Raw genomic sequence first — 22,200 nt, 5'->3', positions numbered from 1 at the left:
GTGATTCGCGCCGAGATGGCGGCGATGCTGACCCGTCTGGGCCAGCTGCAGTCGCCTGCGGCGGCGAACGCGGCGGCAGTCTTCTCCGATCTGCGGAGCGGCTACTGGGCCCGCACCGAAATCGGTCAGGTGACCGAAGCGGGCTGGATGAAAGGCTACGTCGGCGGCAGCTTCAAGCCGGGCGGCGCGATCACCCGGGAAGAAATGGCGTCGATCGCCTTCAATTATCTGGGTCTGTCCGAAGGAGATTCGGCCGGTATGTTCCCGGATGTCCGGGCCAACGGCTGGTCCGGCGGCCAGATTGCCGCCGTGCAGAGCCAGGGAATCATGACCGGCTATCCGGACGGGACGTTCCGTCCGCAGCAGGAACTGACCCGGGCGGAAGCGGTCACCATCTTGAACCGGCTGTTCGCCCGCGGACCGCTGCATGAAGCGCAGGGCGCGAAATGGCCGGATGTGTCAGCGGGCCACTGGGCCTACGCGGACCTGATGGAAGCGGCGCTCGACCACGGGTATGTGAGCCGCAGCGAAGGCGGAGAAGAATGGGTATCCGCTGACTAAGCCAAGTCCAACGAAGTCCCCGCCCGGAGCAATCCGGGCGGGGACTTTTAAAAAAAGATCGATTCGGACGAAAGGAAGTGGGCAGATGAGAGCGCTGCTGGTAGATGATGAAAAATTGGCGCTTCTGCACCTGAAAAATATGCTGGAGCAGCAGAACGGGGTTCGGGTCGCGGGCATGTTCAGCGATGCGAACCGGGCGCTGGAAGAGATCGGAGAAACGGCGCCGGATATCGTTTTTCTCGATATCGAAATGCCGGAAATCGACGGGCTTGAGCTCGCGGCCCGGATTCGGGCGTTGGACGAGGCGGTCGATATCGTATTTACGAGCGGTTCCGTGCGTCATGCGCTGGACGCGTACGAATTTTATCCGCTGGATTATATGAGGAAACCGATCAACCGCCAGAGGCTCGGCCAAACGCTGGATCGAGCCCGGCACCGTCTGGAACACGAGACCTGCCGGGAAGCGAATCCGAATAGCAGCCCCGTGCTGCTCTGTCTGGGTCCGCTGAGGGTACACTACCCGGGTACGGGGGCAGCCTATCTGAAATGGAGAACGAGCAAAGCGCAGGAACTGTTCGCCTATCTGCTGCATAACCGCGGACGTATTGTCGGACGGGATGAGCTGTTCGGGCTGCTGTGGAACGGCTTCGATTCGGAGCGGGCGGCGGCGCAGCTGTACAATACGGTGTACACCGTCCGGGCGGTATTGAAAGAAGCGGGATTGAATATCTCCATTGTCAAAGGCGGGCCGGTATCCGGCTACCGTCTCGAACTCGGGCAGGTGCAGCTGGACGTCCGGCAGTGGGAAGAAGAAGCTGCGTCGCTGCCGCCGATCGGTCCAGGTACGGCCGTTAGATATGAAGCGGCGCTGTCGCGTTATACGGGCGAGTATTTGAGCGGACACGATTATGCTTGGGCGGAGAGCGAACGGGATCGTCTTCGCCGACTCTGGCTGGGACATGCCCGGCTGCTGGAAGAATTTTATCGGACATCGGGGAAGAAGGCCGAAGCGGAAGCGGTTAGCCAGCGGGTAAGCAGGCTGTCGCCCGTCTTCCGGGCATTCGACTCCGAACCTTTGGATCGCGGGCTGACTTTGGGATAAGCCGAAGCGGAGGCCCTGCGTACCTTCATAATGATCGCTGTGCAGCCTTCCGGCTTATTCCGGAAGGCTGTTTGGGTTTGCGCGAGATCGAGCGCAAGGCGCCGCCGCAGTCCGGCGGCTGTGTTCTTCTTCCTCGCGGCCTGTCGGAGCATCCGGTATAATCGGCTTAGTTATGAAGATTTACAAGGAAGCGGCGATTTCGTTTCGTGCGCGAACGGTTTTTTAGATATCGAAGTCGAAGATAACGGAATGGGCTTCTTCGGGAAAGCCGGCAGACGTCTATATGAACAAGGCAATTCCACCAAAAGCGAAGACCGGGGCGTCGGATTGTATCTGGTTCGGCGCAGTGCGGAGCGGCTCGGAGGTTCTGTCTCGTATCGAAGCGAAATCGGGCGCGGAACCGAATTCCATATTCGGATTCCGTATCCCGGACAAAAGGAGGAACCGGAATGATTCGGGTACTTGTTGCGGAAGACGATCCGATGGTGGCGGAGATGAACCGTTTCTATCTGGAGCAGGCGGACGGCTTTCTTTTTGCGGGGTGGGCGTCTTCGGGCGAATCCGCCCCTGCCGGGCGGAGCCGGTCTGATCGCCGCGTATCTATAAAGCGGGCATCCCGCCAAGGAGGAGAGCATGAACCAAGAATGCGAGCTGCTGGTCGTAGATGACGACCCGGACATTTTGGATGTGGTTCGGACTTATCTGGAACTTGAAGGCTATACCGTACATACGGCCGCAAACGGACGGGAAGCGCTGGAGATCTGGAAGCGAAGCCGTATTTCGCTGGCGCTGCTGGATATCATGATGCCGGAAAAAGACGGACTCGAAGTCTGCCGGGCGCTGCGTGCGGTATCCAACGTGCCGATTCTGCTGCTGAGTGCGCGGGCGGCGGATGCGGACAAAGTGATCGGTCTGCGCATGGGGGCGGACGATTATTTGGTCAAGCCGTTCAGTTTGTCGGAACTGTCGGCACGCGTGGGCGCTTTGCTGCGCCGATACAGGGAGCTTGGCGGAGAAAGTCGAAGCAAAGGTGGAGAAGGGGCAGCGAGGACGGAACAAACCGAGAATACGATCCGGGTCGGCCGGCTGACGATCGAACCTTCCGCCCGGCGCGTGGCTGCGGAAGGAACCGAGATTCGTCTGACGCGGACCGAATACGATATCTTGCTGCTGCTTGCCGGAAGCCGCGGACAAATCTTTACGCCCGAGCAGATCTACGGAAGAGTCCGAGGGGAAGAACCGCTCAAGAACGACGCATCGGCGGTCATGGTACATATTGCAAGGCTGCGCGAGAAGATCGGAGACGATGACCGTCAAACGCGCATGATCCAAAACGTATGGGGAGTGGGCTACCGAATTGAAAAAGAAACGCGTACCGGGCATCCGGGCTAAATTTTACGCGGCTGCCGCTGTCGGAATGATTCTGGCCGGTTTGTCGATTGTCGCTGTACAATCGCTGCTCCCTTCGCTGGCAGGGATTTCGACCGCACAGGCTGCGCAGTGGGAACAGTCGTATGCCTGGATTTATTTTGCGGGATTCGTTCTGCTCGCCTTGAGCTTTGCGTCCCTCCTGACAAGGGGGCTGATCAGGCGGATCGAGAGCATCGGATCGGCTGCGGAGCGGATCGGTCAGGGCGATCTGACCTGCCGGATTGGGGAAACGAGCGGTGACGAGTTGGGCAGACTGTCCCGGCGAATCGACGGGATGGCCGAAGCGCTGGAGCGGGCCGACCAGCGTGAACGAAGCGCCGAAGAAGACAAGAACAGGCTGATCGCCTCGCTGTCACACGATATGCGTACGCCTCTGACTTCGCTGTCGGGCTATCTGGAGATGGCCGAACTCCGACTGAAGCGGTGCGGTTCGAGCCTCTCCTTGAAGTTGGAGGGAAGTCCCTTTTCAAGCCGCGGCGCTGCGGCCGCCGAAGAAGCCGATGCCCTGGCCGAAGCGCTTCGCTGCATCGGGGCGGCCCGCCGGAAGACCGGCGAGCTGGAAGGATACGCCGATCAACTGCTGGATTACACGCTGATCGGAGCCGGAGACGTACAGGCGGGCTTTGTTTTTTTTGCGCTGGAGACCCTTCTTGGGCAGGTTCTGGCCGACTTTGTTCCCGGGTTGGAACGGGCGGGGATGAAGCTGGAGAAGGAGTTCCGGCCTGGAACGGAAAAGGCCGAAGTTTACGGCGACCCGGCTCTGCTGGCCAGGCTGCTGGGCAACCTGATCGACAACGGAATACGCTACGGCGGCTCGGGCGGGTGGCTGATTGTCCGAATCTGGCTGGAGGCGGGGCGGATCGCGATCGAAATCGCCAATAAAGGTGAGCCCATCGCGGAGGAAGATCTTCCGCATCTGTTTGAGCGGATGTACAGAGGCGATAAATCTCGCAGCGCCTCACGAAAAGGACGTGGACTCGGCCTCGCGGCCGTCCGCGAAATCGCCCGTCTGCACGGCGCGGAAGTGGAAGTCCGAAGCGACAGATTCGAGACCTGCTTCACGGTGCATGTACCCCAATCCGGGTTAAGGGCGGAATCTGTAAGAAAGCCGTAAGTTTTTCGTCTCCCAAGCCGTAAGTTTTCCCGCTTAGACTGTGTGCAGAACCTAAACGGGAGGGTGTAAGATGAACAAGAAGAACAGAATGAAAGACGGCCGGGCCGCCTTTGTCGGCGGCCTACTGCTGTGCCTGCTGCCGATTTGCCTGTGGACGGCCGTATGGGCATGGAGAGGCGTCCCAAGCGTACTGGCCTGGTGGCTGATCCAGGCTTACAGTCTTATCGCCGTACTGCTGATGCTGATCTTGGTCGCGGTGTGGGGATTCCGCTTCGCGATTCGCAAGCTGCGCGGGAGGGAGAGAAGATCCACCTTCTTCCGTCCGGCTTTCCGGATTTTGCTGGCGGCTGCATTTGTGCTGGGCGCCTGGCCCGCCTTGTGGTTTGCCGGGATCGGGCAGACGGCCTACCCGGCAGACGCTGCTCGGACAGAACCTTCATTGACGATTGCTTCTCCTTTTGCGGAGCCGGTGCTTGTCGGTTGGGGCGGCGACCGTCTGCGAACCAATTATCATGCCGCGGCGCCGAACGAACGCTGGGCTTACGATCTGCTGGCCGACCCGGCGGGTATCGGAAGTTCGCGGCTTGAAGATTACGGCATTTACGGCCGTCGGGTGTTGGCCCCCGCGGCCGGAACGGTCGTGGAGGCGCGAGGTGACGAAGCCGATCATGCGCCGGGCGTCAGCGATTCGGAGACACTGGCGGGCAATCATGTGTATATTCGCCTGGATGCCACGGGGACCTACCTGGTATTGGCCCATTTGATGCAGGGTTCCGTCGAAGTACAGGCCGGTGAACATGTGGAGACAGGCGATCTTCTGGCAAGGGTCGGCAATTCGGGGAGTTCCAGCGAACCACATCTCCACCTGCATCATCAGCGGCAGAATCCGGTGGAGACAAACCTGTTTTTGACGGAAGGACTTCCGCTTTATTTCCGGGGCGAACACGGAGCCTTTATGCCTGATGGAGGCGTGGAGGTGCGGGAAGGACGGGATATTCCGGTCGGCGACCGGCTTGATCCTTAGGGCTGTGAACAGCGAAACGGCGGCGAACGGAAGCGAAAACAAAACGGGCAGCCTGAAGGAGGTGTCGATATGAACAAAACGGACCGTATGCTGGCGATTCTGCTTCGTCTGCAGCGCGGAGGCACGATTCGCGGAGAAGATCTGGCACAGACGTTCGAGACAAGTGTACGAACCATTTACCGCGATATGCAGGCGCTCAGCGAATCGGGGGTGCCGCTTCTGGGAACACCGGGGACGGGGTACTCGCTGCTGGAAGGTTATTTTCTTCCGCCCGTGATGCTGACGACGGACGAAGCGCTTGCGGCATTGATGGGAGCGGAGTTCACGGAACGCCATTTCGCGAGCCGGGTACGAAGAGGCGCGCATACGTTCCGGGAGAAGATTGAACTGGTTCTCCCCGCGGACGTACGGGAAGATGTCGGGCGGCTGCGGGAGACGGCGAAGCTTGTGGACGAGAAGCGTCAGCCGCAGGACGAAGAGGTGCTGAACCGGATGGAGAAGCTGCAGGAAGCCATACTGGAGCGGCGCAAGGTGGAATTCGGATATGTCAGAGTCGGAGAAGAAGCGCTGGAACCTTCGCCAAAAGAACGCCGCAGAGCCGCACCTTACGGAGTCGTACTGCTGCGGGGAAGCTGGATCCTGGTCGCCCGCTGCGACCTGCGGCAGGCGATCCGTCATTTCCGTTTGTCCCATATCAGCGAATTGATCCGGACGGACGAACCGTTCAGCCTGCCGGACGGGTTTCGTCTGTCGGATTACCGGGTGCAGGACGATCGGACGCTGAGGGCGGTTGTCCGCGCCGACGCGGCTGCGGCCGAACGGGTCAAGGAGCAGCGTTCGTACTATCTGGAAAAGACGGAACAGGGCGAATCGGGGGTGCTGCTGCATTTTCGGATGAGACGGTACGAAGACCTGCTGCCGATGCTGCTGGGACTGGGCGCTTCCGCCGAAGTGCTTGAACCCGAAGAGCTGCGCGGTCTCGTTCGCGAAGAACTTCGGAACATGTTAAAAAGCTACTGACAGGCAGGTGTCCGCAGTCATCATCGGCTGCAGGAAGCGCGCCTGTCCGAATGGCTCCAATCGGTGGACTAATCGGCCGACGAAAATCGGTTCAAAATCATCGTTTCGAGCAGGCCGTACGCTTTCTCCAGATCAAGTTCGGGATTCAGCAGCTTCTGCAGCGCCAGACCGTCGAAACAGGACAGCAGAATCGCGGACAGCGAATCGCGTTCTCCGTCTTCGATGCCGCGCAGCGACGCGTCCAGTACGCCCGCGATCCCCGAGCGTCCGATCTCAAGCAGTTCGCCGACTTCGCCGGCCAGCTGAGGGCTGCGCAGGCCCTGGGCGAACAATTCGTAGCGCAGTTTGTACCAATCGGCTTCGTGTCCGTGTGCCGCTGTGCGCGTCCGTGCGGGTTCCGTTTCGAACAGCGGCTTCGCCGAATCGTCCGGAAGCGGTTCGCCGAATTCCGTTTCGCAGCGCTCGCGGCTCCGCCGGAGCACTTCGTGCAGGATGTCTTCTTTGGTTTTGAAGTAATAGTGGATGAGGCCGTGTGCGGCAAGTCCCGCTTCCGCCGCAATTTCCTTGATCGAAGCGCTGTCGTAGCCTTTCTCCGCGATCGTCCGGGCTGCGGCGTCGACAATCTGTTTTTTTCTCGGATTCTTTTTCATACGGCCTCCTTCTTGTCCGGTGTTCGCTGTGTTCAGCGTAGCAGGTCGAAGAAGCCGCCGCAATCGGGTTTCTGCCCATTCATGAAGGAACTCATGAATGAACGAATCCCGGCAGGAGAGCGGCGCTTCTTCAAGACCGGAGATCGAAAAAGCTTGCCGGGAACGATCCCGGCAAGCTTTTTTCTTCCCGCTTTAAGCGGCGGCCGATCTTCGCGGTCGGTCGGGCCTCTGTACGGCTGCCGCCGGCTAGCCTTACTCCGTTTTGCTAGGCGGCACTGCGCAGGAGCCGTCCGAGCATCCGTCGGCATCGCCGGACTCGGCGCCCAGTACGGTCAGCGGCGAACGATCGCCCCATGCGCGGGTCAGCGCCTGGTCGAAGACTTCGTCCGGCTGTGCGCCCGATACGGCAAACTTACCGTCGAGTACGAAGAACGGCACGCCGCGTACGCCGAGCTGCATCGCCTGATCTTCGTCCGCGCGGACCCGGTCGCCGTATGCGTCCGACTTCAACACGCCGAGCACTTCGTCTTGGTCCAGTCCGGCTTCCGCCGCGAGTTTCGCGATCTCTTCGTGGTCGCCCAAGAAGGCGCCTTCGGTGAAGTAAGCCTGCATCAGACGTTCGGTCACGGCCTGGGACAGACCTTTCTCCGCCGCAAAATGCGCGACCCGGTGTGCATCGAACGTATTCGTATAGCGCATCCGGTCGAAATCGTAGTTCAGACCCACGCTGTTGGCCGCTTCGCCGACGCTGCGGTTCGAAGCCATGGCCTGTTCGCGGCTCATGCCGTATTTGCCGGCGAGGAGATCGTGAATATCGCCGTTCGTATGCACATGGGCATTCGGATCAAGTTCGAAACTCTTGTAGACGACTTCAACTTGACCGTTGTGCGGGAAACGCTCCAGGGCGTGTTCGAGGCGGCGTTTGCCGATATAACAAAATGGGCAGACATAGTCCGACCAGACTTCGATTTTCATGGGTAAAGACTCCTTTTGCGGCGATGTGCAGCCTGCGCCGACGCTCCTGGGGATCGCCTGCGCACCGCACTGCCGACTCTATTTTGCTTACTTAACATCATTATAGTTACATTTAGTAAGTAAATCAAGTCTTTTCATGAAAGAATCAAAGAAGACGAAAAAATCCCGCTTCGCATGGATACGCGAAGCGGGACGGTCGAACGGTTGGTATGCGCAAATCAAGGACGAGGTTTAAAGATACCGAAAGGTCTGCCGATCGGCAGGAACTCGCGTCCGAAATGTACATTCAGGACATTGGCGCCGCAGCCGTACAGCGAGAGCAGGCCGATCGCCATTTCCGCGTATGCCGCCAGTTCGTGGAAGAATTCCGGCGCGCCGAACGCGTCGAAAGTCAGACCGAGGAACAGCACGTCGATCAGACAGAAGATGAAGAACAATACTTTGTTCGTCTCCATGGCCCCGATCGTCATGAACAGGGTGAAGATCAGATAACCGCCGAATGCGAAACCGAGCTGTTTGCCGTCGACGGCGCCCGCGAGTTCGGGTCCGAACGTGCCCAGCTTGACCATCCAGTTGGCCGCCATGGCGAACCAGAAGAATGCGTAGGCCGCAAAAGCGGTCATGCCGAACGTATTATTGTGCTTCGCATCCTGGATCGCGGCGAACAGCTGGGCGCAAGCGCCCAGGAAAATAGCCCAGGAAGCGGCATAGCCAAGGCCTTCCGTCAGTCCGAGCTTCTGCGACGAAGCGACGAGTGTGACGATGGCCAGACCGAACAAGCCGATCGCGCCGGGATCGGCGTTTACGATCTTGACGGAGGTAGGGGACGGGTGATTCATGACGTTTGATTACTCCTTCGACAATGTAAGATAGGAAGATGGAAATTCCCGAATCGTTCCGTTCTGTGTGGAACTCAACTGACCTATTGTACCCGAAAAGAAAAGCGAAATGAATACGAAAAAACGGCTTTTCAAGAAATTTTCCCGAAAATTGAACGATCCGCGGTCCGAAAATCGGTTGGGTACGCTTACGTCACTGTTTACTTATGCCGAACCGCCAAGAAACCCCGCTCTGCGCCAAATGGCGGATCGGGGTTTCGGTTTATTGGCGGACACAAGCGGTATGCCGGTCATCCGAAGTTTGACGTACAAATGCTCCGGATCGCGCCGTCTTAGTCCCGGAACAGGAAATCGATCTGCTCGATCTGCTGCGGCGTCAGTTCGACGTCGAGCGTCTGGAGATTCGCGGCAACCTGCTTGTCGTTCTTGGCACCCGGAATTACCGCGTCGATGGCATCCCGCGTCAGATACCAGGCGAGTACGACATTGGCGATACTGGCTTCCTGGGCGACCGCGATCTCGCGCAGTCCGTTCACTTTTTCCACATTGCGCTTGAAATTTTCGCCCTGGAACAGCGGATTTCTCAGCTTGCTCTCGTCCAGCTTGTCGTCCGCGCCGTACTTGCCGGTCAGCAGACCGGAAGCGAGAGGGAAATAAGGTACGAACGAGATCCCGTTTTCCTTGGCGTAAGGGAGCAGCTGCGCTTCGGCGCCGCGTCTGAACAGGTTGTATTCACCCTGGAATACGTCGACATGGCCGTCTTTGTTGGCTTCGCGCAGCTGCTCCATCGAGAAGTTGGACACGCCGATCGCGCGGATCTTGCCTTCCTGCTTCAGTTTGGCGAGCTCGCCGACCGCTTCGTCTTTGGGCGTATGCTCATCCGGGAAATGGATATAGTACAGATCGATATAATCGGTGCCGAGCCGCTTCAGGCTGCCTTCGACCGATTCCCGCAGGAAGGCCGGGGAATTGTCGAACACGGTTTTTTCGCCGACGAACCGATGTGCGCCCTTGGTTGCGATCACGATCTGGTCCCGTCGGCCGTAGGACTTCAGCACTTCGCCGATCAATTCTTCGGAGCGTCCGGGCCCGTAGATAAACGCCGTATCGAGGAAGTTGATGCCGCTGCCTAGCGCCGCCCGTACGGAGGCTTTGCCGGCTTCTTCATCCAGGTTCGGGAACAGATTATGGCCGCCGACCGCGTTGGTACCGAGTCCGATCGGATTGACCGTAAGTCCGCTTTTGCCCAGAGTCACGTTGTGGTTTACCGCTTTCGTCATTGCAAAAACCTCGCTTTCCGGAAATGGGAATAGAAAAAGGAGAGACGCCGCGCTGTCGCAACCGCATCTCCCCGGTATCCTGCTTATTTACCCAAAAATCCATTTACTCAAAAACAGTGCGCCGCTCAATCGACCTTTGCCCCGTAAGCGCGCATGAACAGGACGGCCTGCTCCCGGTCCATACGCACGTTTTTGACGTCCAGCGATTTGAAATCGACGCCGTCGAGAATCGCTTCGCGCAGATCGGCGCCCTGCAGCTTCGCTCCGGCCAGCACGCAGCGGGTCAGGTCGGCTCCGCGCAGATCGGCTTTTTGCAGACTGGTCTGCGACAGATCGGCTTCGAAAAAACGCGCTCCGCGCAGATCCTGCCGGTCCAGCCGGCTCTGCCGCAGATTGGTGTACGACCAATCGCCGCGTACGACCGTGAATCCGTCCAGCTTCGCGCCCGCGAAGTCGGAGCCGGTCATCTTGCAGTCTTCGAACTTGGCCGAGAACAGATTGGCTTCGATAAACTTGCAGTTCTCGAACGCCGACCCCGTATGGATCGACCCGTTCATCGCCGCGCCCCTGAAGTCGCATTCGGTGAACCGGCAGTTTTTGGTCATGATTTCTTCCATCGAGCCGTAGGCGAAGCGGCAGCGGATGAACGTACAGTTCAGCAGTTCGCCGTCCTGCATTTCCTGCGAACCGAAGTCGACGTCTTCGTATTCGCGATTTTCATACTCGAACATGCGGATTCCGCCTCCCGTTTAAGCCCGGCGCTCGAACGCCTGGACGACTTCCAGAATGACTTCGGTCGCTTTGACCATGTTGTCGGCGGAGACGTATTCGTATCGGCCGTGATAGTTCTCGCCGCCGGTGAAGATATTCGGCGTCGGCAGGCCCATGTACGACAGCTGGGAGCCGTCGGTACCGCCGCGGATCGGACGGATATCCGGCTCGATATTCAGCTTCTTCATCGCGTCGCTGACCAGGTCCACGATCTCGATCACCGGTTCGATCTTCTCGCGCATATTATAGTATTGATCGCGCAGCTCCAGCAGGACATTCTCGTCGCCGTACGTCTGACGGAACTCGCCGGCGATCGTTTCCATCAGTTTTTTGCGCGATTCGAAGCTCTCCCGGTCAAAGTCGCGAATGATGTACGACAGCGTCGTCTGATCCGTGCCGCCGTTGATGTCGAGCAGATGGAAAAAGCCTTCGTAGCCTTCCGTGAATTCCGGCGATTCCTGCTCCGGCAGGCGGCGGTGGAACTCCATGGCGATCTTGGCGGCGTTGATCATTTTGCCTTTGGCCGTGCCCGGATGCACGCTCACGCCTTTGACCGTGACTTTGGCGGCCGCCGCGTTGAAGCTTTCGTACTCCAGTTCGCCGAGCGGACCGCCGTCCATCGTATAAGCGTATTTCGCGCCGAACGCTTCCACGTCGAAACGCTGCGGGCCGCGCCCGATCTCTTCGTCCGGCGTGAACGCCACGCGGATCTTGCCGTGCTTGAGTTCCGGATGCGCGATCAGATGATTCAGCGCGGTCATGATCTCGGCCATGCCGGCTTTGTCGTCGGCGCCGAGCAGCGTCGTGCCGTCGGTCGTCATGAGCGTATGGCCGACGTAATGCGACAGTTCGGGGAACTCGCGCGGGGAGAGCACGATGCCGAGTTCTTGGTTCAGCACGATATCGCCGCCGTCGTAGCTGTCCACGATCTGCGGATTGACGTTGGCCCCGCTCAGTTCGGTCGCCGTGTCGAGATGGGCCAGGAAGCCGATCACCGGGACGTCCGTTTTATCCGTATTCGCTTCGAGCGAAGCCATCACATAGCCGTTTTCGTCGAGCGTGATTTCGGTGAGGCCCATCTCCGTCAGTTCGCGTACAAGCTGTTCGGCCAGTTTCATCTGGCCCGGGGTGGACGGGCAGGTCTCGCTGTCTTCATTGGACTGCGTATCGAAACGGGCGTAGCGGTCGAGACGTTCGATCAGCTCTTTTTTCATGGATATCTGCCTTCTTTCCGTAGGCCGTCTCCGGCGCGCTTCGGTACGGCGTCGCGGTCGGACCGGCATTTCGATTTGGCGGACCGTCGCATGCAGGATCATGCGGCCGGTCCACTCCTATCGTTAGTTTAGCATGAAAAAGGGTTTCGTAAAAAGCGGACCGGCGCTGGTCATTTCTTCGCGAACATGCGAAAATACACCGTGCACTTATCAGAGCGGATCGCAGAAAGTGCCGTTTTTGGCGATCCGGTATCGGGAGGTTGGAACATGAAAGTCTCGCTGGTTGTTTTTCAAGGGCCGAGCGCTTCGGGCAAAACGACGCTCCAAGCGGTGCTTGGGCTGCCCCGCATCGTCACCTGGACATCGAGAACGCCGCGCGACGGCGAAGCCGACGGCGTCGATTATCATTTCACGCAGAGGGAGACGCTTGAGCGGATGATGAACGAAGGGGCAATGCTCGAAACGAGCGAGTATCGCGGCCATCTGTACGGTACGTCGCTGTCTTCGATCGAAGAGACGGAGCGCGGCTCCGGGGTTCGTTCGATCGTACTGGATCCAAGCGGCGCCCGGGTTGCCAAAGCGCTGCTCGGCGAGCGGGCGCTGATGCTCGGCGTATCGGCTTCGCGCGCCGAATGCGAAGCGCGCCTGCTGGCGCGGGGCTCGGACGCCGCGCAGATCGCGGCGCGTCTGGCCGGTTACGACGAAGAGATCGCGGCTCTTGCCGGATGCGATCTGATCGTGCGCAGCGGCGAAGGCGCGCTGGAGCGCGCGGAAGAGATCGTTCGGGCGCTGAGGCCGCTGCTCGGCATCGATTGAATCTCTTGACAAAGACCCCCTGTTTTCTTCCGGGTGAAGAAAACAGGGGTCTTTGGGGTTCGCGGCAATGCGGTTTACCCTTCCAGCAGCCGCTGGCCCACGTACTCGCCGGGCTTCCAGCCGCCCGGGCATGCGAACAAGCCGCTGGCGATATGCGAGGTATACTCGTTCAGCTTGTCCGTCCGGCTCATCAGACGCAGCATGGGCACGAACTGCTTGTCCGGGTTGCGCTGATAGCTGAGAAACAGCAGCCCGGCGTCGACGTTGCCTGTACGGGCATCGATCCCGCCCGTATAGGAATAAGCGCGGCGGTGCATCTGTGCGCCGTCCTGCTTGGCGAGGCGGACATGCGAATCCGCAGGCAGTTCGGCAGGAGAGACGGCGTCGAATTCGCCGCTCCTGCCGTAGGCGGCGCCGGAGTCTTTGTGGCGGCCGAACGTGTCTTCCTGGTCTTTCAGCGAAGAACGGTCCCAGACTTCGAGCAGCATGCGGATCTTGCGGTAGGCGAGATAGCTGCCGCCGCGCATCCAGGCCGGTTCGTCGCCGCCGCACCAGACGACGTCGTCGTAGCCGGCATCCGAATCGTGCAGCGATTCGTCGATCCGGTCTTTGGGCATCCGGGGGATATCTTGAAGATACTTGGGGGCCTTCGCGGAGATCCCGAAGCGATCCTGCCCATCCTGCGAGAAGAAAGATGGACCGAAGCCGAACGTGATGCTGAGTCTTGAAGCCGGCAGATCGACGCTTTCGCCGCTGTCGCTCGGCGGCAGCAGACGGCCGCCCGCTTCGACGGCGGAAGAGCCGCCCGTGCTGAGATCGCAAAAGCGCGTCCAGTCCCGCAGCAGGCCCACCAGCGTCTTGCGGTCCGGCGCGGTCACCTTGAAGCCGACCAGATACATATAGGTCTGCTGCGGAGTGACGATCCCGGCCTGGTATTAGCTCGCTTGCTTATGGAAAAAGAAAGAAGGTTTAATGTAGGAAACGTTTGCTTTTGGATCGGCTCTGTGGTAAGATTATAAGTAATAACGAGTGGGCATCCTTGATTTACACATTGGAAAGGGTTGTCATGTATGGGTTATGGTACCTTTTCCAATGTGTGATTTTTTTATATCCCCACGGAGCATAAAAAATGCATGTTGCCGGGACTTGGAGCTACTCCAAAGTTTCGGAATCAAATTTTTGGAGGTTTTCTCTAATGGAAACAGGAACAGTAAAATGGTTTAACGCAGAAAAAGGTTACGGTTTCATCGAAGTTGAAGGCGGAAGCGACGTATTCGTTCACTTCTCCGCTATCCAAGGCGACGGTTTCAAAACCCTCGACGAAGGACAACGCGTAGAATTCAACATCGTTGAAGGCAACCGCGGACCACAAGCCGAAAACGTAACTAAACTGTAAGAACCCAAAGAACGGACTGCTCTTAACCATGGGTTGAGAGCGGTCCTTTTTCATTGGAATACTTCGAATCGGATTAATTTATCCAAATTAATCCGATTCGGAGCAATCCGATACAGAACCGGGACCGGCTGCGGCCCTATTAAATGCGGGGAGGCATCGAGCATGTATTTTCGTAAAAAGCAGGACGAAGAACTTGTGAAAGAAAGCACGGCGGTATGGACTTGCGAGAAGGAAGACTGCAAAGGCTGGATGAGGGACAATTTTTCGTTCGAGGACGAACCCAAATGCCCAATCTGCTCGTCTTCAATGAAGCGGGATACGAAAATGCTTCCGGTGCTGGCCAATCCGACCGGAGATCCAAAACCGGAGAGCAAGTAAGCTGCCAACCGGCAGTCATTCGGCATAGATCGCACAGGTGATCGGCATCATACAAAAAACCGTTTTTGGTACGGCCTGCTTGCGGCAGGCGGCGGACCAAAAGCGGTTTTTTTGCGTTTACGGGAGTTTTGTCGCAGTCTGACAACTTCAGGAAAGAAACCCTACGGAACGCTTACGCGTATAATGAGATCAACAGACAAGGGGGAAGGATTATGGGAGCGCGTCATATCAAAATTACGGGTACGGGCAGATATCTGCCGGGAACCGGTATCGCGGCCGAAGAGATCGATCGCAGAATCGGAGCGGAGCCGGGGTGGGTCATGCGCAAGACCAGCGTGGCCAACCGGCACTTTGCGGGTGAGGAAACGGCGTCGGAGATGGGAGCGAATGCGGCGAGGGAAGCGCTCGAACGGGCCGGTCTGACTTTTGGGGATATCGATTGTCTGGTCTGCGCCAGCGGAACGATGCAGCAGCCGATTCCGTGTACGGCGGCTTTGATCCAGCGGGCATTGGGCGAAGAAGAGTCCGGGGTTCCGTGTTTCGATATCAATTCGACGTGCCTCAGCTTTGTTACCGCGCTCGATACCCTGTCTTACCTGATCGATGCCGGCCGATACCGCCGGATTCTGATCGTCTCCAGCGAGATCGCTTCCAAAGGACTGAACTGGTCGGACAAGGAAAGTGCCGCGCTGTTCGGAGACGGCGCCGCCGCAGCCGTTGTGGAACGTTCCGCGGATGGCGAAGTGTCGCGCCTTCTCCATGCCCGGATGACGACGCATAGCGCCGGTGCGCGCCATTCCGAAATCCGGGGCGGAGGAAGCGGGCTCCCGGCTCCCGGATACAGCGAAGAAACGGCGGCCGATTACCTGTTCTCGATGGACGGCGAAGCCATCTTCCGCCAGGCGTCCCGGCTGCTGCCGGACTTCATGCGCGAACTGCTGGGTGGAGCGGGCCTGTCCATGAACGATTTCAACCTTGTCGTGCCGCATCAGGGCAGCGTCATGGCGATGCGGCTGCTTCAGCGCAAACTGGGCATTTCCGAAGAGCAGATGCTGTACGTCGCTCCGGATTACGGGAACGTGATTGCCGCTTCGATTCCGCTCGGTCTCGACAAAGCCGTGCGCGAAGGCCGGCTGAACCGGGGCGACCGGGTGCTGCTGGTCGGCACCTCGGCCGGTCTGTCGCTTGGCGGAGCGGTGCTGATCTATTGAACCGGCAATAACGATAAGCCAAGAAGGAGGGGAGCGCGATGAACGGACTGCGCGTACTGATTACGGGAGGCCGCGCGCCTTGCGCGCTGGATCTGGCGCGCGGTTTTGCGGGGAGGGGCGCCGAGGTGTACGCGGCCGAGAGCCTCGAGCATTCGCTGTGCGCGGCTTCGCGCGCGGTCAAGCGAAGCTTCCGCGTCCCGCCTCCGGCGCAGGACCCGGAAGGGTACGCGGCCGCGCTGCGCGAGATCGTGCGCAGGGAACGGATCGGTCTGCTGCTGCCGACCTGTGAGGAAATCTTCTACATTTCCGCTTACCGGGACGACTTCGGCCCGGACTGCCGCGTCTTGGCGCCCCCGCTTGGGACGCTGCGCGAACTGCACAGCAAGTGGGCGTTTATCGCGCTGTGCGCGCGGCTGGGTTTTGCCGTGCCGGAGACGGTACGGCTGGACTTCGCGGACGGCTGGCGCCGAAGGCAGGGGCGCGAAGACGAGCGGATTGCCGGCGAGAATCCGCGGCCGCGCCTCGGCGATCCGGCTTATATGCTGAAGCCGGAGTTCTCCCGGTTCTCGGCCCGGCTGTCGAGGCACGCGGCGCTGGACGATGCCCGCGTGCAGGCCCGAAGCGCGGGCGGGGTCTGGGTGGCACAGCGATACGCCGGGGGCGAGCTGCTGTGCACGTACGGGGCCGCGCATGAAGGGCGGCTGCTTGCGCACGCGGCGTACCGCGCGCCGCAGACGGCAAGCGGGGCGTCCGTCTGCTTCAAGCCCGACGCCGATCCGAAGGTACGGGAATGGGTGGCCCGCTTCGCGGAGCGGACGAACTTCAGCGGTCAGCTTGCGTTCGACTTCATCCGGACCGGTGAAGGAGCGCTGCTGCCGATCGAATGCAACCCGCGCGCCACAAGCGGCGTGCATCTGCTGCTGGCGCCGCAAAGTGCAGGCGGCGGGCCGAAGCTTCATGCCGGTGCCGGGCCGAACGGGTCCGGCGGCCGACTTCCGCAAACGCCGGATCTGCTTGATGCGCTGGCCCGGCCGGATCGGATCGGGGAAACGATCGAAGCTTGTCCGGCGCAAACGCCGATGCTGCTGCTGCCGATGCTGGGCAGCGGCCTGGGTCAGCTGAAGCGGCCGAAGGCGTTTGCCGCCTGGCTGCGGGATCTGCGCGGTTCGCGCGACGTCCTGCTTCGGCGCGGAGACGCTCCGGTACTGCCGCAGGCGCTGCGGATGATGCTGGAACTGCGCCGGCGGGCAGCTGCAAGCGGATGTTCCTTGTCCGAAGCATCTGTGTCGGATATCGGCTGGGACGGCCAGCCGATCGGAGCGGAAGCGGCCGACGGGCGCAGCGAACGCGATAAGCGGCAGAAGACAGATCGCCGCGATCCGGTAAGCGATTCGCTGCCACCCCTGCCAAAAGGAAGCGGCAGCACGAGTGTGGACAAAAGCGAAGAAGCCTTTTAGCGAAAAAGGTTACCCACATGTGGATAAGTGCGAAAAACGACGTTTTCGGGCTGGCTTATACCCAAACCGGGGATAGAATAGCGAAAACCGGGGATAAGCTCGCTCGGTTTCTATGAATTAAGCGTAAAAATCCAGTCTTCCAAAGTTGTACACAGGCAGAAAAGGCGAAAATAAATCGGATCGGAAAGCTGGAGGGAATCAAATGAAGATGCTGGTGACCGGAGCAACGGGATTTCTTGGCGGCCGTCTGGCGCGCAGCTTATTGGAAGATGGGCATGAAGTAACCGGACTTGGACGGAGCGAAGAAGCGGGCCGCAGGCTGGAGCGGGACGGCATCCGGTTTATCCGGACGGAACTAGGAGATGCTGACGCGGTGAACCGCGCCGTATCCGGCGGATTCGATATTGCGCTCCACTGCGGTGCGCATTCCGCTTCCTGGGGACGCGAAGCCGATTTCTGGGCGGCCAATGTAACGGGTACGGCGAATATCGCCCAGGCCTGTCTGCTTGCCGGAGTCTCCCGGCTGGTGCACGTATCCACGCCAAGCCTATGCTTCGGGACGAAGGAGCGGCTTGGCGTACGGGAAACCGATCCGCTGCCCGCGAAGCAGATCAGCGCTTACGCGCGTACCAAGCTGCTGGCCGAGCGGGAGATCGGCCGGGCGCGCCGGTCGGGACTCCGAACCCTCGTGCTCCGGCCGCGCGCTTTGTACGGTCCCGGCGACCGGAGCATCCTGCCCCGGCTGATCGAAGCGAACCGCCGGACGGGCGTCCCGTTTATCGGCGGCGGACAGGCGCTGATCGATCTGACCTATGTGGACGACGCGGTTCAGGCGCTCAAGCTGGCGGCTTTCGCTCCGAACGAAACGCCGGGCGGTCTATATCATGTAAGCGGGGGTGCGCCGATCGCTTTCGCGGACGCGGCGGAGCGGCTGTTTGCGAAGCTGGGACGCCCGCTTCGAATCAAGAAGCTGCCGTTTGCCGCGGCTTATACGGCCGCTGCCGTCATGGAAGCGGCCGCGAAGCTGAAGCCTTACGGCGGCGAACCGATGCTGACCCGTGCGCTGGTCGGCATGCTTGGCAGCAGCCAGACGCTGGATATCGGCGCCGCACGCGAGCAGCTTGGCTATAAGCCGCTTGTCGGTATCGAAGAAGGACTGGACCGTTTTGCCGAATGGTACAAGGCGCAGGAAGGAGGTCGCATAGATTGAATATCCAAGTTGAAGACGCACCGGAGTTCGGCTGCGCTGCTTCCGCCGGGGCGATTGAGTCTTCCGGCCGGTCCGCAGCGGAAGATGTTTCCGAAACGGCCGGCACATTCGCTGTCTCCGCGCTTGACCGCTTGTGGACGCTGACCGGGAAGCCGGCACCGACCGTCTCGCTGCGGCTGTTCTCCGCCGGCAGCTGCCGACATCCGGAGTGGGTCACTATTCGGGGCGGAAGCCTGCGCAGCGTACGCATTCCCGCCTTGTTCGGCTGCATCGATCATCCGCAGCACGGATCTATCCTGTTCGATACGGGATATTCGGAACGCTTTTTCCGCGAGACCGATCTTTTTCCGGCCCGTCTTTACCGGATGACGACGCCGGTGCAGTTCGAAGCGGGGCAGAGTGCGGCGGAACGTCTGCGCGCCGCAGGCATTCCGCCGGAAGGAATTCGCCGGATCATCGTCTCGCATTTTCACGCGGACCACGTAGCGGGACTCCGCGATTTCCCGCAGGCGGAATTTCTGTACGAACGCGAGGCACTCGACAAGATGCGCGCGCTGCGAGGGATCGGTGCGGTGAAGCGCGGCTTCCTGCCGGGGCTGCTGCCGGACGATTTCGATCGCCGGGCACGCCCTTTCCCGGCGGAATCGCGTATGGATCTGCCGGACGGTTTCCTGCCCGGTTTTGCCTGGCGCCGCGTGACCGATGTGCTCGGCGACGGCAGCCTGCTGGCCGTCGATCTGCCCGGGCACGCCTACGGACAGATCGGCCTGCTGCTGCGCACGGAGCGCGGCCCGGTCCTGCTCTGCGCCGACGCCGCCTGGTCGGCAGCGGCTTTCCGGGAAGACCGGCCGCCGAGCGCGCTTGCCGGCATCATCATGCCGGACCGCCGTGCCTACTCGGACAGCTTCCGCGCTCTGCGCGGGACGTACGCCGCTTTTCCCGGGCTGAAAGTGATCGCTTCGCACTGCCCGGAAGCCGAAGCGGCCTATGCGGGCGGCGGCCTGCTGTAAGGCGCTTCGCCCTGTTCGGCCCTGCCGCGCCGCTTCCGCCTCGCAGCGAAGCGTACCCTCGACGAACGGAGTTGGGCGAAGTTGTTTGCGGCAGAGACGGACGTTGGAATCCCTGGTTTTGAAAGGAGGAACCTGCTCATGAATACCGATTCGCTACATATTCTTATGCAGTATCTGGCCGCCCGCAAACGTGCCTCGATCCCTGATCAAGGCAAGCTGGACAGTTGGCGCGAGCCCCGCCTGATCCGCCACCTGGAACGGGTGCGCGCCGCGTCGCCTTTTTACCGGGAGCTGTGGGCAGGGATCGATGCGCGGGACTGGCGCCGCTTCCCGCAGATCGACAAGAAGATTATGATGGAGCGTTTCGATACGCTGAATACGGCGGGAATCCGCCGCGATGACGCGATGAATCTGGCGCTGGAAGCGGAACGCACACGCGATTTCACGCCGGAGATCGGCGGCCTGACGATCGGCCTGTCGTCCGGCACGTCGGGCAGCCGGGGCTTGTTCCTCGTCAGCCGCAGGGAACGGCTGGCCTGGACGGGGACCATTTTGCAGCGCGTGCTGCCCGGGCCGCTGCTTCAAGGGCACACGATCGCCTTTTTCCTGCGGGCCGACAGCAATCTGTACGGATCGGTGCGCAGCCGCCGGGTGGCGTTCGAATTCTACGATCTGCTGCATCCCCTGGAGAGGCATGTGCAGCGTTTGAACGCGCAGCGGCCGAGCGTGCTGGCCGCGCCTCCGTCGATGCTGCGTCTGCTGGCTGGCGAAGTCCAGGCGGGCCGGCTGAAGATCTCGCCCGGGCATCTGGTGTCGATGGCGGAGGTGTTGGATCCGCTGGACCGGCGCGTGATCGAGGAGAGCTTCGGCCTGCGCATCCATCAAGTGTACCAGTGTACCGAAGGTTTTCTGGGCGCATCCTGCAGCCACGGCACGCTTCATCTTAACGAAGACGTCGTCCATATCGAAAAAGAATACATAGACGCGGAGCGCAGAACGTTCGTACCGATCGTGACGGACTTTGTCCGCTTCTCCCAGCCGATCGTGCGTTATCGCTTGGGCGATCTGCTGACCGAGAGCGCGGATGCCTGTGCCTGCGGGTCGCCTTTTGCCGCCATTGAGCGGATCGAAGGACGCAGCGACGATCTGTTCGTGCTGCCTGCGGCAGACGGCACGGGATTCGTGACGCTGTTCCCGGATTATGTCTCGCGTGCAATCATCGGCGCGTCGGATCGGGTGGAAGCGTACCGGGCGGTCCTGGATTCGCCGACCCGCCTGCTTGTCGAGCTGGACACGGCTGCCGGGAACGGAACGGAGGAGCGCGCATGGATCGAATCCGAAGTCCGTCTCGCGCTGGTCAAGCTGTGTGCGCGAATCGGCGCGGCCGTGCCGGACACGGAATTCGTGCCTTACGCCTTCGTGCCCGGAGCCGCGAAGTTGAGACGGATCCAGAGGAGGTTTACGGTAAATGACCGGATGGAACCTGTATGAAGGCAAGAATCTGGAACGTTTGCTGGCGGAAAAAGAGAACCCGGGCGGCCATTCGCCGTACAGCAATCCGTCCGAGGACGAAGCGTCCACGCTGCGCTGGCTGGCCGCCATGCAGAGCCGGAGCGTCCCGGCGCTGATCGCGAACGTGGATACGAAGCTGCGCGCCTTGAGACATGAAGCGCTTGGCGTAACGCTTCCGCTCAGCGTGGGCGATCGGGAATACGGCGATTCCTACGTATTTTCTCCTTATACGCATTACATCAGCTATGCGCGCGAAGAGCTGTCCATGCTGGAGTCGCGCGCGGCCCGGGCGGCGCTGGGTGCCCTGCTGACGCCGGCCGGACTGCTGCTCAAGGCTTCGCGGTTCAATCGGGCGGTACAGGTCAACAATCGGCTGCTGTCGACGAATCTCTATCCGGAACTGGACGCGGAAGCGATCTCTTCGGCGGTGGAGCTGCTGCTTCGGGAGTTCCCGGACCACTCGATCGTCTTCCGGTCGCTGAACCGCCGCACGACGCCCGTGTATCTCGATACGCTGACCGACAAGGGCTTCCGGCTTGTACCGAGCCGGCAGGTCTATCTGTACGATGCGCCGGACAAAATTCCGTCGAAAGCCCGCTGGCTCCACAAACGCGATTATCGGCTGCTGGACAAACACGGGTATGACGTCTGCGGCCCGGATCGGCTGCAGGCCGCGGACGCGCCGCGCCTGGCCGAGCTGTACCGGCTGCTGTATATCGACAAATACTCGTCGCACAACCCGGTATTTACGCCGCTGTTCTTCGAACAGGCGCTGCATCTGGGACTGCTGAAGCTGTATGCGCTGCGCTCCCGGTCAAGCGGCCGGCTCGATGCCGTGCTCGGTTATTACCTGCAAGGCGGGATCATGACGACGCCCGTGTTCGGCTACGATACGGGCATCGCGCAGGAGACCGGGCTGTACCGCATGCTGTCGGCCCTGCTGCTGAGTCTGGCGGCGGAAGAAGGCGGGCTGCTGCACGAGAGTGCCGGAGCGGCGCAGTTCAAACGCAACCGCGGCGCGGAAGCGGAGATCGAATACAGCGCCGTATACGATCGGCATCTGCCGCCCTGGCGCCGAACAGGCTGGGCGCTGCTGTCGCCTCTGCTGAACCGGGTCGGCGTGCCGATCATGCGCAAATACAAGTTTTAAGATCGGGCTGGAAGCGGGCGGTTTTCGGAGAATTTGACCAAGAAAGCGACGTCCGCATACATAGAAATGTAGCGTTTAT

General features: G+C 60.4%; 23 protein-coding genes. 16 read left to right on the top strand and 7 right to left on the bottom strand.

Annotation, left to right across the window (positions count from 1 at the left end; translation table 11 throughout):
* The 7 genes from HOP44_RS19005 to HOP44_RS18975 all read left to right on the top strand — a co-directional run.
* On the top strand, positions 1 to 561 hold a 561-nt coding region (locus HOP44_RS19005), incomplete at its 5' end, for an S-layer homology domain-containing protein (RefSeq protein ID WP_172256292.1).
* An 85-nt stretch (positions 562 to 646) separates the two neighbouring features.
* A complete protein-coding gene (locus tag HOP44_RS19000) occupies positions 647 to 1,663 on the top strand; it encodes a response regulator (protein ID WP_172256290.1) in 1,017 nt (338 codons plus the stop codon).
* 30 nt (positions 1,664 to 1,693) lie between these two features.
* Positions 1,694 to 2,116 (top strand): ATP-binding protein, encoded by a 423-nt coding sequence (locus tag HOP44_RS23070; RefSeq protein WP_172256288.1) that lies wholly within the window; start codon positions 1,694 to 1,696, stop codon positions 2,114 to 2,116.
* Between the two features lie 180 nt (positions 2,117 to 2,296).
* Positions 2,297 to 3,055: a response regulator transcription factor gene (locus HOP44_RS18990; protein WP_172256286.1), complete on the top strand. Its 759-nt coding sequence runs from the start codon at positions 2,297 to 2,299 to the stop codon at positions 3,053 to 3,055.
* Positions 3,021 to 4,208, top strand: a complete 1,188-nt coding sequence (locus HOP44_RS18985; RefSeq protein WP_172256284.1) for a sensor histidine kinase — start codon at positions 3,021 to 3,023, stop codon at positions 4,206 to 4,208. The genes HOP44_RS18990 and HOP44_RS18985 overlap by 35 nt, the downstream gene beginning before the upstream one ends.
* A gap of 88 nt (positions 4,209 to 4,296) precedes the next feature.
* Entirely contained in the window at positions 4,297 to 5,232 is a 936-nt protein-coding gene (locus tag HOP44_RS18980; RefSeq protein ID WP_172256323.1) for a M23 family metallopeptidase, read from the top strand.
* A 69-nt stretch (positions 5,233 to 5,301) separates the two neighbouring features.
* Positions 5,302 to 6,252, top strand: a complete 951-nt coding sequence (locus tag HOP44_RS18975; RefSeq protein WP_172256282.1) for a helix-turn-helix transcriptional regulator — start codon at positions 5,302 to 5,304, stop codon at positions 6,250 to 6,252.
* A gap of 68 nt (positions 6,253 to 6,320) precedes the next feature.
* Here HOP44_RS18975 and HOP44_RS18970 read toward each other — a convergent pair whose 3' ends face one another.
* From HOP44_RS18970 to pepT, 6 genes are all read right to left on the bottom strand, one after another.
* On the bottom strand, positions 6,321 to 6,902 hold the full coding sequence (locus HOP44_RS18970; RefSeq protein ID WP_172256280.1) for a TetR/AcrR family transcriptional regulator: 582 nt from the start codon (positions 6,900 to 6,902) through the stop codon (positions 6,321 to 6,323).
* Between the two features lie 252 nt (positions 6,903 to 7,154).
* Positions 7,155 to 7,877: a DsbA family oxidoreductase gene (locus tag HOP44_RS18965; protein ID WP_172256278.1), complete on the bottom strand. Its 723-nt coding sequence runs from the start codon at positions 7,875 to 7,877 to the stop codon at positions 7,155 to 7,157.
* 218 nt (positions 7,878 to 8,095) lie between these two features.
* A complete protein-coding gene (locus HOP44_RS18960; protein ID WP_172256276.1) occupies positions 8,096 to 8,716 on the bottom strand; it encodes an acetate uptake transporter in 621 nt (206 codons plus the stop codon).
* Positions 8,717 to 9,048: 332 nt separating this feature from the next.
* Positions 9,049 to 9,996 carry an aldo/keto reductase gene (locus HOP44_RS18955; RefSeq protein ID WP_172256274.1) on the bottom strand — a complete coding sequence of 316 codons (948 nt, stop codon included), beginning with the start codon at positions 9,994 to 9,996 and terminating at the stop codon, positions 9,049 to 9,051.
* Between the two features lie 125 nt (positions 9,997 to 10,121).
* Positions 10,122 to 10,727 (bottom strand): pentapeptide repeat-containing protein, encoded by a 606-nt coding sequence (locus HOP44_RS18950; RefSeq protein WP_172256272.1) that lies wholly within the window; start codon positions 10,725 to 10,727, stop codon positions 10,122 to 10,124.
* An 18-nt stretch (positions 10,728 to 10,745) separates the two neighbouring features.
* The gene (gene pepT / locus HOP44_RS18945; RefSeq protein WP_172256270.1) at positions 10,746 to 11,981 is read right to left on the bottom strand and encodes a peptidase T; all 1,236 of its coding nucleotides are present in this window, start codon (positions 11,979 to 11,981) and stop codon (positions 10,746 to 10,748) included.
* 267 nt (positions 11,982 to 12,248) lie between these two features.
* Between pepT and HOP44_RS18940 the strand changes: the two genes are divergently transcribed.
* Positions 12,249 to 12,797, top strand: coding sequence for a guanylate kinase (locus HOP44_RS18940; protein WP_172256268.1), 549 nt, complete (start codon positions 12,249 to 12,251; stop codon positions 12,795 to 12,797).
* Between the two features lie 74 nt (positions 12,798 to 12,871).
* On the opposite strand, the gene HOP44_RS23195 is transcribed toward HOP44_RS18940, so the two are convergent.
* Complete coding sequence (locus HOP44_RS23195; protein ID WP_172256266.1) at positions 12,872 to 13,696, bottom strand: Dyp-type peroxidase; 825 nt, start codon at positions 13,694 to 13,696, stop codon at positions 12,872 to 12,874.
* 296 nt (positions 13,697 to 13,992) lie between these two features.
* Between HOP44_RS23195 and HOP44_RS18930 the strand changes: the two genes are divergently transcribed.
* The 8 genes from HOP44_RS18930 (at position 13,993) to HOP44_RS18895 (ending at position 22,121) form a co-directional block, all read left to right on the top strand.
* Positions 13,993 to 14,193, top strand: a complete 201-nt coding sequence (locus tag HOP44_RS18930) for a cold-shock protein (protein WP_018976919.1) — start codon at positions 13,993 to 13,995, stop codon at positions 14,191 to 14,193.
* Positions 14,194 to 14,355: 162 nt separating this feature from the next.
* A complete protein-coding gene (locus tag HOP44_RS18925; protein ID WP_172194636.1) occupies positions 14,356 to 14,571 on the top strand; it encodes a cold-shock protein in 216 nt (71 codons plus the stop codon).
* Positions 14,572 to 14,783: 212 nt separating this feature from the next.
* On the top strand, positions 14,784 to 15,782 hold the full coding sequence (locus HOP44_RS18920) for a beta-ketoacyl-ACP synthase III (RefSeq protein WP_172256264.1): 999 nt from the start codon (positions 14,784 to 14,786) through the stop codon (positions 15,780 to 15,782).
* 38 nt (positions 15,783 to 15,820) lie between these two features.
* Entirely contained in the window at positions 15,821 to 17,239 is a 1,419-nt protein-coding gene (locus HOP44_RS18915; protein ID WP_172256262.1) for an ATP-grasp domain-containing protein, read from the top strand.
* A gap of 202 nt (positions 17,240 to 17,441) precedes the next feature.
* Positions 17,442 to 18,449 (top strand): NAD-dependent epimerase/dehydratase family protein, encoded by a 1,008-nt coding sequence (locus tag HOP44_RS18910; RefSeq protein WP_172256260.1) that lies wholly within the window; start codon positions 17,442 to 17,444, stop codon positions 18,447 to 18,449.
* On the top strand, positions 18,446 to 19,459 hold the full coding sequence (locus HOP44_RS18905) for an MBL fold metallo-hydrolase (RefSeq protein WP_246369925.1): 1,014 nt from the start codon (positions 18,446 to 18,448) through the stop codon (positions 19,457 to 19,459). Before HOP44_RS18910 ends, HOP44_RS18905 begins: the two co-directional genes overlap by 4 nt.
* Positions 19,460 to 19,597: 138 nt before the next feature.
* Positions 19,598 to 20,950: a F390 synthetase-related protein gene (locus HOP44_RS18900; RefSeq protein ID WP_172256256.1), complete on the top strand. Its 1,353-nt coding sequence runs from the start codon at positions 19,598 to 19,600 to the stop codon at positions 20,948 to 20,950.
* Positions 20,928 to 22,121: a GNAT family N-acetyltransferase gene (locus HOP44_RS18895; protein WP_172256254.1), complete on the top strand. Its 1,194-nt coding sequence runs from the start codon at positions 20,928 to 20,930 to the stop codon at positions 22,119 to 22,121. Before HOP44_RS18900 ends, HOP44_RS18895 begins: the two co-directional genes overlap by 23 nt.
* Positions 22,122 to 22,200 lie beyond the last annotated feature (79 nt).

The sequence above is a fragment of the Saccharibacillus deserti genome, from assembly GCF_013618475.1.
GTDB lineage: Bacteria > Bacillota > Bacilli > Paenibacillales > Paenibacillaceae > Saccharibacillus > Saccharibacillus deserti.
Note: the sequence above shows the minus strand (reverse complement) of the source record. Positions and strands in the feature narration are given on the sequence as shown.